Raw genomic sequence first — 16,323 nt, forward strand, 5'->3', positions numbered from 1 at the left:
CCCCCTCCCCTCCCCCTCCAAGGAGTCGATGCCATGTCCTCCGCAATCCCGCAGGAATCCGAGAACCGCGCGGGCATGCGCCGCGCGCTGGGGGTGAAGGACGGGGTGGCCATCGCCGCGTCCAGTACCGCGGCCACCACCAGCATCGGCATCGGGATGGGCTCGTTGGCCGCGTACGCCGGGCGGCAGACGCCCGCGCTGTTGCTGCTGGCGTGTCTGCCCATCCTCGGCATCGCGCTCTCGTACGCCCGACTCAACCGCACCGAGCCCAACTGCGGCAGCGGCTACACCTGGGTCGGCCGGTCGATCGGCCCCTGGCCCGGGTTCCTCACCGGGTGGGTGGTGCTGGTCGGCAACGTGGTCTTCATGGCGTACACGGGCGCGGTGACCGGGTCCGTGGTGCTGCAGTTCCTCAACAAGCTGGGCTGGCACAGCATGTGGGGACTGCGGCTGGATCCGGGCTCGACCGGTATCAGTACCGCCGTGGGGCTCGTCGCGCTGGTCGCCGTCACCGTGACCGCCATTACGGGCGTGCGCGCGGCGACCCGGCTGCAAATGTGGCTGCTGATCTTCGAGTACGCGGTGCTGCTGGTCTTCTGCGGCTATGCCCTGGTCGTCGGGGACCAGCCGTTCTCGCTGTCCTGGCTGAACCCGTTCGACATCGGCTCACCCCAGGCGCTGGCGCAGGGGATGGTGCTCGCGGTGTTCATCTACTGGGGCTGGGACGCGGCGTTCAGCGTCAACGAGGAGACCCGCAGCGCCTCGGACGCGGCTCGCGGCGGGCTGATCGCCCTGGTGGTGATGGCGGGCCTGTTCCTCGTCGGCGCGGTCGCCTTCCAGCGGGTGATGAGCACCGGCGAACTCGTCCACAACGGCCCGCAGGCGCTCACCTTCCTCGGCGGCAAACTGGCGCCGGAGCCCTGGGCCTCGCTGCCGTTGGCGGCGCTGATGTGTTCCGCCTTCGCCTCCCTGCAGTCGAGCGTCATCCCCACCGCCCGCGGTGCGCTGGCGATGGCGCGCGACCGGACGCTCGGCCCGGTGTGGCAGCGGGTGCACCCGCGTTACGGCTCGCCGGCCGTCGGCACGCTCCTCATCATGGCGATCGCCGCGCTGATCGCCGTCCTCGCCGTCGGCATCCCCCAGCTCAACGACATGATCCTCACCGCGGTGAATTCGATCGGTCTCACGGTGGCCCTCTATTACGGGCTCACCGCGCTCGCCTGCGCGGTGCGCTTCCGCGACAGCCTGCGCCAGGGTGCGGTCCGCGCGCTGCGGGATGTGGTCGTGCCCGCGGCGAGTGCGCTGGTGCTGTTCGGGCTGGGCGGCTACCTCGTCTGGGACTACGCGACGATGAGCGACCACTTCGCGATGAGCCCGGACAACGGCTGGTTCATGCTGGCCCTGCCGGCCGCGTTCATCCTGCTGGGGCTGGCGGCGGCGGCCTGGGCCAAGTGGGTGCGGCGCGCACCGTACTTCCGTACCGGCAGGGGGACGGACGCGGATGCGCTGACACTGCCGATGGACGGGGACAGGGACAAGGGCGGGGACGAGGACGGGAGCGGGAGCGGGGGCGGGACCATCACCTTGGCCTCGACGCCTCCCCCCTTGCCGTCGCCTTCCGATGGCTGACGACCGGAGCGACGGCAACGCTCAGCAACTCACCGGCGAAGAGCGACCACACGAATAATCCACACGAGCAATCCACACGAGCAATCCAGGCGAGCAATGCACACGAGCAATCCACATGAGTAATCCACACCACCAACCAACACCTCCGACCCGCCAACACCACCAACGTCTCTGGAGTAACCGCAAGATGGCCCCCCACAGCTCGACAACCACCTCCGCCTCCGCCTGCCCCTCGACCGCCACCTCCCTCTCCTCCCCCGCCGACCTCGTCTTCCTCTCCGGGCCCGTGCACACCGTCGACGCCGCGCGCAGCCGGGCCGGTGCGGTGGCCGTGCGCGGGGAGCGGATCGTCGCCGTCGGGCACGACGCGGACGTACGGGAGTTGATCGGGCCGGGAACGGAGGTGGTCGACCTCCACGGCAAGCTGCTGATCCCCGGGTTCCAGGACGCGCACGTCCACCCGGTGGGCGGTGGCATGGAGTTGGCGCAGTGTGATCTGAGCGCCGCGGACACCGCGGAGGCGTACCGGGAGCTGATCGGCTCGTACGCGGCCGCACATCCGCGGGCGCCGTGGATCACCGGCGGCGGCTGGTCCCTGGAGGCGTTCCCGGGCGGGATGCCCACCCGCCAGTTCCTCGACGCCCTCGTGCCGGACCGGCCGGTGTTCCTCGTCAACCGTGATCACCACGGTGGCTGGGCCAACTCCCGTGCCCTGGAACGCGCCGGGCTCACCGCCGGTACGCCGGACCCGTCCGACGGCCGGATCGAGCGGGAGGCCGACGGTCATCCGTCCGGCATGCTGCAGGAGGGGGCCATGCGGCTGGTGGCCGACCTGGTCCCGGAGCCGACGCTCGCCGAGCAGACCGCCGGGCTGCTGAGGGCGCAGCGGCTGCTGCACAGTTACGGGGTGACCGCCTGGCAGGACGCGATGCTGGGCCGGGCCCCCGGTCTCGTCGATGCCGTCCCCGCGTATGTGGCCGCCCGGGGCGAGGGCCGGCTGACCGCGCGGGTGACCGGGGCGCTGTGGTGGGACCGGGCCCGTGGCGCCGAGCAGATTCCCGAACTCATCGCCAGGCGCGACGAGTTGACGGGCGGGCGGTTGCGGGCGACGAGCGTGAAGATCATGCAGGACGGGATCGCGGAGAACCATACGGCGGCCATGCTCAGCCCCTACCTCACCGCGTGCGGCTGTGCCTCCGACAACAGCGGGATCTCGTTCATCGATCCCGAGGAGCTGCGGACGTACGTCACGCTGCTGGACGCGGAGGGGTTCCAGGTGCACTTCCACGCCCTCGGCGACCGTGCCGTGCGGGAGGCGCTCGATGCGGTCGAGGCGGCCCGGCGGGCGAACGGCTGGCGCGACACGCGGCCGCATCTCGCGCATCTCCAGGTCGTCCACCCCGATGACGTGCCGCGTTTCCGCCGGCTCGGGGCGACGGCGAACATCCAGGCGCTGTGGGCCGCGCACGAGCCGCAGATGGACGAGCTGACGATTCCCTTCCTGGGGGCGCAACGGGCGTCGTGGCAGTACCCGTTCGGTGATCTGCTGCGGGCGGGGGCCACGCTCGCGGCGGGCAGCGACTGGCCGGTCAGCTCGCCCGATCCGCTCGCCGCGCTGCACGTGGCGGTCAACCGCCGCACCCCGGAAGCGCCGCCCTCGGCGCCGGTCTTCCTGCCGGAGCAGCGGCTGGACCTGGGGTCGGCGCTGGCCGCCTACACGGCCGGCAGTGCGTACGCCAACCACCTCGACGAGACGGGCAGCATCCAGCCGGGGAAGCTGGCCGACCTGGTCGTCCTGGACCGGGACCCGTTCGACGGGCCGCCGGAGGAGATCGCCGCGACCCGGGTGCTGGAGACGTTCGTCGGGGGGCGGCGGGTGTATGCGGCCGATGACGCCTGAGGCATGAGCGGCTTCCCGGCTTGGGTGTTCCTCCACACCAACGCCCCTTTCCCGGGCGGCGTTTCGGAGGACGTGCGGATGGCTCCGGATGGTGGGCCTCCGGTCCACTGAGGGAGGTCTGCGGACGGGGGAGACATGGGCAGGGGTGCGGGACCGGCGCGATCCGGCGTGCCGCGGGCGGGGGCGGGGGCGGCGTGACGGCCCCGCGTTCCGGGTCGCCGTGCGCCGGGGTGCGGGCGGTGGTGGAGATCGCCGGGGTGGGTTTGCCGGTGCTGTCGTTCCTGGCGCGGTTGCCTGCCGCGCTGTGTCCGATCGGCACGCTGCTGATGCTCACCGAGGTGGACGGCATCGGCCGGGCCGGGGTCGTGGCGGGGATGCTGTGGCTCGGGCAGGCGGTGGGCGGGACGCCGGTCGGGCGGCTGGCCGACCGGCGGGGGCACCGGCCGGTGATCCTGGTGGCCTCGCTCGTCAACGCGGGCGTGATCGTGGCGCTGGTGGGGGCCGTGCTCGCCGGTCTTCCGGCGGCGGTGCAGGCCGTGCTCGCGGGGCTGACCGGGGCGACGCTGCCGCAGGTGGGGCCGCTGTCGCGGACGCGCTGGAGCGTGCTGACGGCGTCCGGGGCGGCGGGTCCCGGAGGGCAGGAGCGCGCCGCGGCCCGTCCGGCAGGCCCCGACGCGAAGGAGTTGACCGGGCGTGCGCTGTCCCTGGATACGACGATCGACGAGATCAGCTTCATGGCGGGGCCGGCGCTGGCGGCCACCGTCGTGGTCCTGTTCCACCCCGCGGCGGGCCTCCTGCTGGCGGCCGTGCTCGGTGCCGTGTGCGGGGTGCTGTTCGCGGTGCATCCGACCGCTCCGGGACCGGTGCGCAGCGAACGGGTGGCGGCCGCCGGGGTGCCGTTGGTGTCGCCCGGGCTGATCGTGCTGTGGGTGATGGCGCTGGGGCAGGGGTTGATCTGGGGCGGCGCGAACGCCGGCGTCAGCGCGCTGAGCAAGGAGCTGGGCGATGCGGGGATGGCCGGTTTCGTGTGGGGTGGGATGGCGGTGACCAGTGCGCTGGCCGGGCTGGTGTCGACGGCGTTGCCGGCGCGGCGGGATCTGACGGTCCGGCTGCGGTGGGCGATCGTGGCGCAGGCGTTGTTGGTGTTGCCGCTGCTGGCGGTGGACGGGTTCGTCGGGGCGTCGCTGGTGATCGCGGGGATCGGGGTGGCGGTGGCGCCGCATCTGATCGCGGTGTTCGGGCTCGGGGAGCGCATCGCGCCGGCCGCGCGGATGGGTGAGGCGATGGCGCTGCTGGGGTCCGGGCTGATCATCGGGCAGTGCGCCGCGGCGGTGGTGGCCGGGCCGCTGGCCGAGGTGTACGGGTACCGGGCGGCGTTCGGGCTGAGCTGCGGGGCGGGGTTGGCGGCGGGTGCGGTGGCCTTGCTGCTCGTTCGGGGGCGCCGGTTCGGTCCGTTGCCCGACGGGGCCGTGGCCGTTCCCGCGGCTCCGCCGGAGGTGGCGCAGGAGCCCACCGGCCACTCCGTGTAGCACCTGCCGTGCGGCACACACTTCCTCAACTCGCCCTCGATGCGGGCAGGTTGGTGGCAGCCGGTGCCCGCCTTCGCCGTGCGCTCCCTTGACGCCTCCGTCTCTCAGGCTTTAACTCACACCGGAAGTCAAGCCTTGAGGCCGTTCAGGAACTGAACAGGGCCGGCCCTCGGACTCCTGAGAGAGAGGCGTATCCGTCATGCGCATACTCCGAGTCGCGCCCGTCTCCGCCCTCGTCGCCGTGCTCGCCGCGGCGGTTTCGGGGTGCGGTGGCGGGTCGAGCCCAGGTGGTGGGGGCAGTAACGATTCCCCGACGACGCTGACGTACTGGGCGTCCAATCAGGGGCCGAATGTCGAGGCGGACAAGAAGGTCCTGGGGCCGGAGCTGAAGAAGTTCGAGAGGCAGACGGGCATCAAGGTGAAGCTGGAGGTCATTCCCTGGCCCGATCTGCTGAACCGGATCCTGGCGGCCACCACGTCGGGCCAGGGCCCGGACGTGCTCAACATCGGCAACACCTGGTCGGCGTCGTTGCAGGCCACCGGCGCGCTGCTGCCGTGGGACGAGAAGAACTTCGCGGCGATCGGCGGGCGGGACCGGTTCGCCGCGCCGGCGCTGGCCGCGACCGGTGCGGCGGGCAAGGACCCGGCCGCGGTGCCGCTGTATTCGCTGACGTACGCGCTCTACTACAACAAGCGGATGTTCCAGGACGCCGGGATCAGCAAACCCCCGGCCACCTGGGGCGAGTTGGTGGCGGCGGGCAAGAAGGTGTCGAAGGACGGCAAGTGGGGACTGGGGGCCGAGGGCGGGCAGCTGGCCAACAACATCCACCAGGCGTTCGTGCTCGGCAAGCAGCACGGCGCGGACTTCTTCGACGCGGCCGGCAAGCCGGCGTTCACCTCGGACGGTGCGGTCGCGGCGGTCAAGCAGTACGTCGACTTCATGGCCAAGGACAGGATCATCGCGCCGGGGAACGCCGAGTACGGCCAGAACCAGTCGTTGCGGGACTTCGCGACCGGCCGGACCGCGATGGTGCTGTGGCAGGCCGCGGCGACGACGTTCGCGGCGGACGGGATGAAGCCGTCGGACTGGGGCGTCGTGCCGGTGCCGGTGCCGTCCGGCCGCCCGGGAGCCGGCCGGCAGACCAACTCGATGCTCGCCGGGATCAACGTCGCGGTCTTCAGGAACACCCACAACCTCAACGGCGCCCGGAAGTTCGTGAAGTTCCTGACGAGCGACGCCGAGCAGCGGCTGCTGAACAAGACGTACGGTGCGATCCCGCCGGTCAAGGCCGCACAGCGGGACCCGGCGTTCGACCGGCAGGACACCAGGGTGCTGCGCCGGACGCTGACCAGGAGCGCCGCGCCGCTGCCGCAGATCCCCGACGAGGCGCAGTTCGAGACGTCGGTGGGCACGGCGATCAAGGACCTGTTCGCCGATGCGGCGGCCGGGCATCCGGTGACCACGGCGTCGGTGCGGGCCCGGTTGGCCAGGGCCGCGCAGCAGATGGCGAAGTGAGGGCCCGCGGTGGTGCGTTTCGCCCGGCTGCGCCGTGCCGGCCTGCCGTATCTGCTGTTGCTGCCCGCGCTGGTCGTGGAGGTGCTGGTCCATCTCGTGCCGATGGTGATCGGCGTCGTGATGAGTTTCCGGGAGCTGACCCAGTTCTTCCTCGGCAACTGGGGTGCGGCGCCCTGGAAGGGGCTGGGCAACTACCGGGTGGCGGTGGATCTGAACGCTCCGGTGGGTGCCGCGTTGCTGCACTCGTTCTGGGTGACGTGTGTGTTCAGTGTGCTGGCGGTGGGGTTCTGCTGGCTGCTGGGGACGGCGGCGGCGGTCTTCCTGCAGGAGAACTTCCGCGGGCGGGGGCTGCTGCGGGCGGTGTTCCTCGTCCCGTACGCGCTGCCGGTCTACGCCGCGGTGATCACCTGGGCGTTCCTGTTCCAGCGGGACAGCGGGCTGGTGAATCACGTGCTGCACGACCAGTTGCACCTCACCGGTGACCGGCCGTTCTGGTTGCTGGGCGACAACAGCTTCGTGGCGCTGCTGGTGGTCGCCGTGTGGAAGACCTGGCCGTTCGCGTTCCTGGTGGTGATGGCGGCGTTGCAGAACATCCCGAAGGACCTGTACGAGGCGGCGGCGCTGGACGGGGCGGGGATGCTGCGGCAGCTGTGGCGGATCACGCTGCCGTCGCTGCGGCCGGTCAACCAGGTGCTGGTGCTGGTGCTGTTCCTGTGGACGTTCAACGATTTCAACACGCCGTACGTGCTGTTCGGGAAGGCCGCGCCGGAGGCCGCCGACCTGCTGTCCGTGCACATCTACCAGTCGTCGTTCGCCACCTGGAACTTCGGTACGGGCTCGGCGATGTCCGTGCTGTTGCTGCTGTTCCTGCTGGTGGTGACGGCCGGCTATCTGCTGGTGACGTCCCGCGGAAGGAAGTACGCCGATGGCTGACACCGCTGCCCGCGCGCCCCGCCCGGCCGTCCGTGCGCCGCGCCCGCCGGTCCGCGGGCGCTCCCGGTCCCGTCGCGGGGCGTCGCCCACCGCGCCGCCCCGGTCGTTCCGCTGGGCGCGGCGGATCTTCCTGACCGCGCTGACCGGCTTCGTCCTGCTGCCGGTGTACGTCATGCTGAGCAGTTCGCTGAAGCCGCTGCGGGACGTGTCGGGTGTGTTCCGGTGGCTGCCGAGCGAGCTGACCGTCCGGCCGTACCTCGACATCTGGCGGACCGTGCCGCTGGCGCACTACTTCGTGAACTCGCTGATCGTGGCGGGGTCGGCGACGGTCTGTTCGGTGGTGATCGCGGTGTTCGCGGCGTATGCGGTCAGCCGGTACCGGTTCCGCGGCCGGCGGGTGTTCACGGTGACGGTGCTGTCCACGCAGATGTTTCCCGGCATCCTCTTCCTGCTGCCGTTGTTCCTGCTCTACGTCAACATCGGGAACGCCACCGGTGTGGCGCTCTACGGTTCCCGGGGCGGGCTGGTCCTGACCTATCTGACGTTCTCGCTGCCGTTCTCGATCTGGATGCTGACCGGGTACTTCGCGTCGGTGCCGCGGGAGCTGGACGAGGCGGCGTACGTGGACGGCTGCGGGGCGCTGGGGGCGCTGTTGCGGGTGGTGGTGCCGGCGGCGGTGCCGGGGATCGTGGCGGTCGGGGTGTACGCGTTCATGACGGCGTGGGGCGAGGTGCTGTTCGCCTCGGTGATGACGAACGACACCACCCGCACGCTGTCGGTCGGGCTGCAGGGTTACGCCACGCAGAACGACGTGTACTGGAACCAGGTCATGGCCGCGTCGCTGGTGGTCAGCGTGCCGGTGGTGGCGGGGTTCCTGCTGTTGCAGCGCTATCTGGTCGCCGGGCTGACCGCCGGGGCCGTCAAATGATCCGTGCCGAAAGGCCCGCCGTCGAGAGGAACGCCGTGACCGAACGGATCGATTTCGCCGCCCTGCCGGACGACTTCGTCTGGGGCGTGGCCACGTCGGCCTATCAGATCGAGGGGGCGGTCGACGAGGACGGCCGGGCGCCGTCCATCTGGGACACGTTCTCGCGCACGCCGGGGCGGATCGCCGGCGGCGACACCGGGGAGGTGGCCTGCGACCACTATCACCGCTGGCGGGAGGACATCGGCCTGATGGGTCAACTGGGCGTCGGCGGCTACCGGTTCTCGCTGTCGTGGCCGCGGATCGTGCCGCGGGGTGACGGCCGGGTCAATGCGGCGGGCCTGGACTTCTACGACCGGCTGGTGGACGGACTGCTGGCGGCGGGCATCGCCCCGTCCGCCACCTTGTACCACTGGGATCTGCCGCAGGCCCTGCAGGACCGCGGTGGCTGGCCGGTGCGGGAGACCGCGGAGCGGCTGGCGGGGTACGCGTCGGTGGTGGCCGGCCGGCTCGGCGACCGGGTCCGCCACTGGGCCACCCTCAACGAGCCGCTGTGCTCGGCGTGGATCGGGCATCTCGAAGGCCTGATGGCGCCCGGGGTCACGGACCGCACGGCGGCGGTGCGGGCCTCGTACCATCTGCTGCTCGGTCACGGGCTGGCCGTGCAGGCGATCCGTGCCGAGGCGCCGGACGCCGAGGTGGGCATCGTGAACAACCTCAGCACCGTGGAGCCGGCCACCGGGTCGGAGGCCGATGCGGCGGCGGCGCGGCGGATGGACGGGCACACCAACCGCTGGTGGCTGGACCCGGTGCACGGCCGCGGTTTCCCGGCGGACATGCGGGAGGTGTACGGCGTCGACCTGCCGGAGCGGGCCGGCGATCCGGAGGTCATCGCGCAGCCGCTGGACTGGCTGGGGCTGAACTATTACTTCCCGGCCGTGGTGGCCGCCGATCCGGCCGGCCCGCCGCCGTACGCCCGCCCGGTGCGCCGGCCGCACGTGCCGCGTACGGGGATGGGCTGGGAGATCGACGCCGGCGGCATCGAGGCCCTGCTGCTGCGGCTGACCAGGGAGTACGCGGCGCCGAGGATCTACGTCACGGAGAACGGCGCCGCGTATCCGGACGTGGTCCGGCCGGACGGGACGGTGCGGGATCCGGAGCGCACCGCGTATCTGCACGGGCATCTGGCGGCCTGCGCCCGGGCCGCCCGGCAGGGTGCGCCGCTCGCCGGGTATTACGCCTGGTCCCTGATGGACAACTTCGAGTGGGCCTACGGCTACGGCAAGCGGTTCGGCCTGTTCCACGTCGACTACGCGACCCAGGCCCGCACCCTGAAGGACAGCGGCCGGCACTACGCGGGGCTGATCCGCCGGCACCGTCCTACTCGATGACCAGCTCGACCGGGATGTTGCCGCGGGTGGCCTTGGAGTAGGGGCAGAACTCGTGGGTGGCCTCGACCAGCCGGCGCCCGGTCTCGCCCGCCAGGGTGTCCGGCAGCTCCACCCGCATGACGACGCCGAGGCCGAAGCCCTCGCCGTCCTTGCCGAGGGAGACCTCGGCGGTGACCGAGACGTCCTTGGTGTCGAGCTTCATCCGGCGGGCGACGTTGCTCATCGCGCTGGCGAAGCAGGCCGCGTAGCCGGCGGCGAAGAGCTGCTCCGGGTTGGTGCCGGCGCCGTTGCCGCCGAGCTCGGGCGGCAGGGCCAGGGCGAGGTCGATGGTGCCGTCGGAGCTGACGGCCCGGCCCTCGCGGCCGTTGGCGGTGGCGACGGCGGTGTACAGCGCGTCCATGAGGTGTCCCTTCACCTGCGGGGCGGCCGCTTACCGGCCGCCCGACGGGCTCCACTGTCGCAGAGATTTAAGTTGTGCGCAACTTGATTGCGCACAACTTAAATGCCCGCCCGGCTAACCTGGAGCCATGACCACGCTTCCGCCGGACGCCGAACTGCTCCGCCTCGACCACCAGGTCTGCTTCTCCCTGCACGCCGCCTCCCGGGCGTTCGGCGGCGTCTACCGGGACGCCCTGAAGGACCTCGGCCTCACCTACCCCCAGTACCTGGTCATGCTGGTCCTGTGGGAGCACGGCGCACAGCCGGTCAAGGCCATCGGCGAGCGGCTCCGGCTGGACTCCGGCACCCTCTCCCCGCTGCTCAAGCGCCTGGAGACGGCCGGCCTGGTGCACCGCGAGCGCAGCACCGAGGACGAGCGGTCGGTCACCGTCCACCTGACCCCGGCGGGCGACGAGCTGCGCGAGGCGGCCCTGCCGGTCCCCCGCCGGATACTCGCCGCCACCGGCCTGACGGTCGAGGAACTGCGCACGCTGCGGGGCCTGTTGGGCCGGGTGACCGGCGCACTCGACGCGTCCTGAGGCCCCCGCGCGCCGCGGCCGGCCGGACGGCGTTCCCCGACTCCCGGCGCCCCCATCACCCCATTGAGTTACCAAGGTTGGGGGCTCAACCGGACGAAGGCGTATAAAGAGTGGCCAAACCGCCGGGCCACCGGCGAGACCCGTCCATGACGCGGTGGGCGGCACGCCAACAAGCGGAGGAACGCCACGTGAATGCGGCAGAAGTTGTCCACGCCCGGCCGGTCCAGGGATGTCCCGCCCAGCGATTTCCGGTCACGGCGTGACGGCCCGCCGGCAGCCGTTCTCCGCGGCGGTGACGGGACTGGGCATGGTGACCGCGGCGGGCGCCACCGCGAAGGCCACCTGGCACTCGGTCACCCAGGACACCGGGCCCAGCGGGGTGCACCCGCACCCCGAACTCGCCGATCTCCCCTGTGACTTCATGTACACCTCCGACCTGGACACCACCGAGCAGCTCGGCGTGGCGGCCCAGCGGCTGATGGACCGCTTCGCACAGCTCGCGGTGATCGCGGCCCGCGAGGCGATCGCGGACGCCGGCCTGGACCCGGAGACCTGGGACGGCTCCCGGGTCGCGGTGGTCATCGGCTCCGCGCACGGCGGCCTGCCCTTCTACGACCAGCAGTGCGCGGCGATGGCCGAGCGCGGCGCCCGCCGGGTCTCCCCCAAGCTCGCCCCGCTGACCGTCGTCAACGGCGCCGCCAGCAGCGTCTGCATGGACCTCGGGGTGCGCGGCCCCAGTCTGGGGGTGGCGACGGCCTGCTCCTCCGGGACCGTCGCCCTGGGCACCGCGCACCAGCTGCTGCGCACCGGAGCCTGCGACATCGCCATCGCCGGCGGCGCCGAGTCGCCGATCTCCCGGCTGCTGATCGCCAGCGCCTGCCGGATGAAGGCGGTCTCGACCCGGCGGGAGGACCCGGCCGCGGCCTGCCGGCCGTTCGACGCCGCCCGGGACGGTTTCGTGGTCGGTGAGGGCGCCGGTCTGCTCGTACTGGAGCGGCCGGAGCACGCCGCGGCCCGCCGGGCGCCGGTCCGGGCGCACGTCAGCGGTTACGGGGCCTCCAGCGACGCCTATGCCGCGGTCGCCCCGGACCCCGAGGGCAAGGGCATCGAGCAGGCGCTGCGCACCGCGATGGCCGACGCGGGCGTGCAGCCGGGCGACGTCGGGCACGTCAATGCGCACGGCACGTCGACGGTGGTCAACGACCTGATCGAGGCCACCATGCTGCGGCGGGTGATCGGCGATCATCCGCTGGTCACGTCCACGAAGGCGATGACCGGCCACACGCTGGGCGCGGCCGGCGGTATCGAGACCGCGCTCGCCGTGCTCGCCCTGGAGGAGCAGCTGGTGCCGCCGACCGCGAACCTCGACGTGCCCGATCCGCGGCTGCCGCTGGAGATCGTGCGGCAGGAGCCGCGGCGGGCGTCCTTCGACTGTGCGGTCAAGACGTCGCTCGGCTTCGGCGGGCACAACGCCGCCCTCGTGCTGACCCGCTAGGCGGCGGCGATGCACGAGGAGACGGTCCGGTCGCTGTCGGTGCACGGGGTGGGCTTCGCCTACCGGCGGCTGCGCGCCCCGGCGCCGGTCACCGAGCCGGTCGTGGTGGTGGGCGGTGCGCTGCAGGGCATGTTCGGCTGGCCGCAGATGGAGGACCGGCTGGGCCCGCTGGCGGACGTGGTGACCGCCGACCTGCCCGGGATGGGCGACGCCGGGCCGCTGCCGCCGGGGCCGGCCCACGGTCTGCTGTGTGCCGCCCTGGAGCGGATCATCGACGACCTGGACGTGCCGCGGATCAACCTCTTCGGCTTCTCCTACGGGGCGGGCCTCGCCCACGGGTGCGCCCGGCGGGTGCCCGGGCGGATCGCGCGGCTGGCCCTCGGGGGCGTACCGGCGCATCTGACCGGCGGGCAGCTGGAGCTGTGGCGGCGGGCCGCGGGCCACCTCGCGCGGGGTGACGCCGGCACCTTCGCGACGATGGTCACCGAGGCCCTGATGTGCCTCGACGAGGACCGGTACGTCACCCGGCGGGCCCTGGCGCGGCGGTACGTCCGGCGGTCGATGCTGCACGCGGCGCGGCACTCGCCCCATGCGGCGGACGCACTGGGCCGCGCGCTCACCGACCGTGCGGACTTCTCCGGTGTGCCGGCCGGGGTGCGCACGCTGGTCTTCAGCGGTGAGCACGACACGGTGACGTCCGCGGAGCGGCAGCGGGCCTTCGCGGCGCGGATTCCCGGCAGCCGCTTCCTGGCCGTCCCCGACACGGATCACTGGGTGGTGCTCGAACGGGCCGATGACGTCGCGGAGTTGGCGGCCCGGTTCTTCACCGACGGGCCACTGGAGTGCGCCCCCGCGCTCGTCCCGGTGCCCCGCCCGGTGCCGCCTCCGGCCCGTTCCGTCGCCACCGCAGACCAGTATTCCGTTGCGGTTATATAACCAGAGGCGCATACTTGCTGTATGCCCCTACCGTTCGACGTACTCGCGGAGCCGAGCCGGCGCAAGATCCTCGACCTGCTGCTGGAGCGCCCGCGGCTGGTCGGCGAGCTCACCGCGGAACTCGGCCTGAGCCAGCCCGGCACCTCCAAGCACCTGCGGGTGCTGCGCGAGGCCGGGCTGGTCCAGGTCCGGCAGGACGCCCAGCGCCGCTGGTACGAACTCCGGCCGGAACCGCTCGCGGAGCTGGACGTCTGGCTCGCGCACTACCGGCACCTGTGGGCCGGGAGCCTCGACGCCCTGGAACGGCACCTCGACGCCATGGAGGACGACCCCCGATGATTCCGCACTCCGACAGCCTCACCACCCGGAACGGCCGCCCCGCACTGCGCATGGAGCGCCGGCTCGACCATCCGCCGGAGAAGGTCTGGGCGGCACTCACCGACCCGGCGCAGCTCGGACGCTGGTTCCCCTCCCAGGTCGCCGTCGAGCTCCGGCCCGGCGGGGCGATGACCTTCACCATGCCCGGTGTGACCGGGGTCGCCATGACCGGCACCGTCACCGACGCCGAGCCGCCCCAACTCTTCGCGTTCACCTGGGGTGAAGACCATCTGCGCTGGGAGATCACGCCGGACGGGAACGGCTCGCTGCTGACCCTGACGCATACCTTCGGCGACCGGTTCGGCGGCGCCAGCTTCGCCTCCGGCTGGCACCTGTGCCTGACCGCGCTGTCCCAGCTGCTCGACGGCCGGGACCCGGCGGTGGACCGGGACACCGGCGAGCTGCACGAGGCGTACCTGGAGCAGTTCGGGCTCGGGGCCGGCGTGGTCGAGGACACACCGGACGGACCGCGGATCCGCTTCGAGCGCCAGCTGGTGCGGCCCGCCGAGGCGGTGTGGGCGGCGCTGACCGGGGGTGCGGAGCCCGTGGTGGGGGCGCCGGTGCCACCGGGCTTCACCGCTCCCCCGGTGCCGGACGGACCGGTCACCGAGGTGAGCGCCCCCACACTCCTCGCGTACCGCTGGCACACGGAGGGGACTGTCCGCTGGGAACTGGGAAAGGGCACCGGCCACGGCGCCCGGCTCGTACTCACCCAGACCGGCCCGCGGGACGTCGATCCGGGGCCCGCACTGGAGGCGTGGCACGCCAGGATCGAAAGACTGGCGGCCCGGCTGCTGACGGATTGAGCGGGCCTGCCCCACGTTTTCGCGGGCCTGCCCCACGTTGTTCCCCGGCCTTGTTGCCGGCGGCACGGGAAAGCGCCCCCTGCGGACTTCGCAGGGGGCGCTTCTCCTTTGCGCAGGGGTATGCGGGCCGCACCGCGGGGTGTGAGCCGGGCAACTCCGGCGGGGGTCCGGAGCGGGGTACGGGGGCGGTTCCAGGTGATGCCGGGCACGCGACGTACGTCACGTACGACCATTCCTAGTCGAATGCCGCGGGGGACGTGACACCTGCAATTCGGGGGGAATCGGGAATTTATATCGGACATCTCTCCTCAAGTCACGAAGAGAGGTAGTACAACACCTCTTTGCCACCCTCCAGGGCGAGCGCTAACCATGTTCCGGGTAGCACCGAGAACGTCTGCGAACTCAGCCGGAGCGGCGAGCGCGGGCAACGACCCTCGGTCCTCACGCGCCAACCGAAGGCCGCCTCCCCCGCCACCAAGCTCTGGAAGAGGTCACATCCGCATGCCCAGCTTCACCCTGCCCCGCGCCGTCCGGAACGTCCGCATCACCCGCACCCACAGGGCTTCCGCGGCGCTGGTGGCCACCGCGAGCTGCGCCGCCGCGCTGGCGTTCACCGCCGCGCCGAGCGATGCCGCGACGCCGTCCGCGCACGCACCGGCCGCGGTCAAGCCGGTCAGCGCCAACGGAATGCCGCTGACCGCCAAGGACCGTGCCGACGACGGCAAGAAGGACCAGGTCGTGGCGTCGTCCGTCGCCGACGGCCTGAAGGTCACCGCCGTCGAGAAGCAGGGGCACGCGGCCAAGGACGCCGCCAGCCGTTCCGTCGAGCGCAAGGCGCTGACCCAGGCGCCGAAGGCCGCCCCCAAGGTCAAGCCGAAGGCCGCTCCCAAGCGCTACGCGAACAACCTCGACGGCTGGATCCGCCAGTCGCTCGACATCATGCACGCCAAGGGCATCCCGGGCTCCTACGAGGGCCTGCACCGCAACATCATGCGCGAGTCCAGCGGCAACCCCAACGCCGTCAACGACTGGGACATCAACGCCATCAACGGCATCCCCTCCAAGGGCCTCCTGCAGGTGATCCAGCCCACCTTCGACCGCTACCACGTCGCCGGCACGGCCAACAAGCTGACCGACCCGGTGGCCAACATCACCGCCGCCGCCAACTACGCGGCCGACCGCTACGGCTCGATCGACAACGTCAACTCGGCCTACTGAGCCGCCAGTAGCACCTCCACGGCACGTGGCCCTGCCCGCATCGCGCGGGTGGGGCCACTGCCGTTTTCCGGCCTTCCGGTCGGGCCGTCAGTAGCGGCCGTGCCGTGCCGGGCCGGCGCCGCCGAAGAGCGCGTCGAGCACGTCGCCGGCGAAGCGAAGTCCCGCCTCTTCCCTGGGAGAGAGGTGGTGGTGGTCATCGACGGGCGCCGCGGTCGCGGACCCCGCGGCCAGGACGCCGGTCACGAGAAGGCCGGTGACAACGACGGCAATACGACGGAACATGAGCACATCCCTACGGTGAGTGACCACTGTGTGGGTGTCACTGTCAGGGAGCCGGGGCCGCGCCGTCATGCGACAGTCCGGGCCGCTGCTGCGAACGGACCAGCGGCACCGCCGTATTGCCGTAGCGGGGGCGTCACCAACGGCCCAGCCGGCGCCGTGCCGCGGGGCCCACCTGCCGGAAATGCACAGCGGTTTGCCGCACGTGAATTGGCGCACAAATGCCGCTCTTTTGGGCTCAGCAGCAGTGCCCCGCACCACATTTACCGAATCCCGCTGGCCCACAACGGGCAGCCGGGCGGATGAATCGGCCCCGGCCGGTGCATGAAACGGGGCCGGCGGACGGTAATTGCGCTGTGAGCCAGGCAACTTAAGCACCCCGATAACGCGGGCTTTCCGGCCGCTTCCAGG

15 protein-coding genes are annotated in these 16,323 nt (G+C 72.0%); 13 read left to right on the forward strand and 2 right to left on the reverse strand.

What is annotated here, in order from left to right; all coding sequences use genetic code 11:
• Window positions 1-33 precede the first annotated feature (33 nt).
• The 7 genes from V2J85_RS22345 to V2J85_RS22375 all read left to right on the forward strand — a co-directional run bounded on the left by V2J85_RS22345 (window position 34) and on the right by V2J85_RS22375 (window position 9,823).
• A complete protein-coding gene (locus tag V2J85_RS22345; RefSeq protein WP_330822548.1) occupies window positions 34-1,629 on the forward strand; it encodes an APC family permease in 1,596 nt (531 codons plus the stop codon).
• A 187-nt stretch (window positions 1,630-1,816) separates the two neighbouring features.
• Window positions 1,817-3,529 (forward strand): amidohydrolase, encoded by a 1,713-nt coding sequence (locus tag V2J85_RS22350; protein WP_330822549.1) that lies wholly within the window; start codon window positions 1,817-1,819, stop codon window positions 3,527-3,529.
• A gap of 194 nt (window positions 3,530-3,723) precedes the next feature.
• Window positions 3,724-5,058 carry an MFS transporter gene (locus V2J85_RS22355; RefSeq protein ID WP_330822550.1) on the forward strand — a complete coding sequence of 445 codons (1,335 nt, stop codon included), beginning with the start codon at window positions 3,724-3,726 and terminating at the stop codon, window positions 5,056-5,058.
• 199 nt (window positions 5,059-5,257) lie between these two features.
• Window positions 5,258-6,574 (forward strand): ABC transporter substrate-binding protein, encoded by a 1,317-nt coding sequence (locus V2J85_RS22360; protein WP_261954376.1) that lies wholly within the window; start codon window positions 5,258-5,260, stop codon window positions 6,572-6,574.
• Between the two features lie 9 nt (window positions 6,575-6,583).
• Window positions 6,584-7,507 (forward strand): carbohydrate ABC transporter permease, encoded by a 924-nt coding sequence (locus V2J85_RS22365; RefSeq protein ID WP_261954377.1) that lies wholly within the window; start codon window positions 6,584-6,586, stop codon window positions 7,505-7,507.
• On the forward strand, window positions 7,500-8,435 hold the full coding sequence (locus V2J85_RS22370; protein WP_261954378.1) for a carbohydrate ABC transporter permease: 936 nt from the start codon (window positions 7,500-7,502) through the stop codon (window positions 8,433-8,435). The genes V2J85_RS22365 and V2J85_RS22370 overlap by 8 nt, the downstream gene beginning before the upstream one ends.
• Window positions 8,432-9,823: a GH1 family beta-glucosidase gene (locus tag V2J85_RS22375; protein ID WP_419836822.1), complete on the forward strand. Its 1,392-nt coding sequence runs from the start codon at window positions 8,432-8,434 to the stop codon at window positions 9,821-9,823. Before V2J85_RS22370 ends, V2J85_RS22375 begins: the two co-directional genes overlap by 4 nt.
• On the opposite strand, the gene V2J85_RS22380 is transcribed toward V2J85_RS22375, so the two are convergent.
• Window positions 9,813-10,223 (reverse strand): organic hydroperoxide resistance protein, encoded by a 411-nt coding sequence (locus V2J85_RS22380; protein WP_261954380.1) that lies wholly within the window; start codon window positions 10,221-10,223, stop codon window positions 9,813-9,815. The two genes, V2J85_RS22375 and V2J85_RS22380, sit on opposite strands and share 11 nt — an antisense overlap.
• Window positions 10,224-10,350: 127 nt before the next feature.
• Between V2J85_RS22380 and V2J85_RS22385 the strand changes: the two genes are divergently transcribed.
• From V2J85_RS22385 to V2J85_RS22410, 6 genes are all read left to right on the forward strand, one after another.
• The gene (locus V2J85_RS22385; protein ID WP_261954381.1) at window positions 10,351-10,800 is read left to right on the forward strand and encodes a MarR family winged helix-turn-helix transcriptional regulator; all 450 of its coding nucleotides are present in this window, start codon (window positions 10,351-10,353) and stop codon (window positions 10,798-10,800) included.
• A 229-nt stretch (window positions 10,801-11,029) separates the two neighbouring features.
• Window positions 11,030-12,295 (forward strand): beta-ketoacyl-[acyl-carrier-protein] synthase family protein, encoded by a 1,266-nt coding sequence (locus V2J85_RS22390; protein ID WP_261954382.1) that lies wholly within the window; start codon window positions 11,030-11,032, stop codon window positions 12,293-12,295.
• A gap of 9 nt (window positions 12,296-12,304) precedes the next feature.
• On the forward strand, window positions 12,305-13,231 hold the full coding sequence (locus V2J85_RS22395; RefSeq protein WP_330822552.1) for an alpha/beta fold hydrolase: 927 nt from the start codon (window positions 12,305-12,307) through the stop codon (window positions 13,229-13,231).
• A gap of 21 nt (window positions 13,232-13,252) precedes the next feature.
• A complete protein-coding gene (locus V2J85_RS22400) occupies window positions 13,253-13,570 on the forward strand; it encodes an ArsR/SmtB family transcription factor (RefSeq protein WP_261954384.1) in 318 nt (105 codons plus the stop codon).
• Window positions 13,567-14,415, forward strand: a complete 849-nt coding sequence (locus tag V2J85_RS22405) for an SRPBCC family protein (protein WP_330822553.1) — start codon at window positions 13,567-13,569, stop codon at window positions 14,413-14,415. The genes V2J85_RS22400 and V2J85_RS22405 overlap by 4 nt, the downstream gene beginning before the upstream one ends.
• Before the next feature lie 501 nt (window positions 14,416-14,916).
• Window positions 14,917-15,633, forward strand: coding sequence for a transglycosylase SLT domain-containing protein (locus V2J85_RS22410; protein WP_330822554.1), 717 nt, complete (start codon window positions 14,917-14,919; stop codon window positions 15,631-15,633).
• An 87-nt stretch (window positions 15,634-15,720) separates the two neighbouring features.
• On the opposite strand, the gene V2J85_RS22415 is transcribed toward V2J85_RS22410, so the two are convergent.
• A complete protein-coding gene (locus V2J85_RS22415; RefSeq protein ID WP_261954387.1) occupies window positions 15,721-15,915 on the reverse strand; it encodes a hypothetical protein in 195 nt (64 codons plus the stop codon).
• Window positions 15,916-16,323: the final 408 nt, after the last annotated feature.

This window comes from Streptomyces bugieae, assembly GCF_036352915.1.
GTDB lineage: Bacteria > Actinomycetota > Actinomycetes > Streptomycetales > Streptomycetaceae > Streptomyces > Streptomyces endophytica.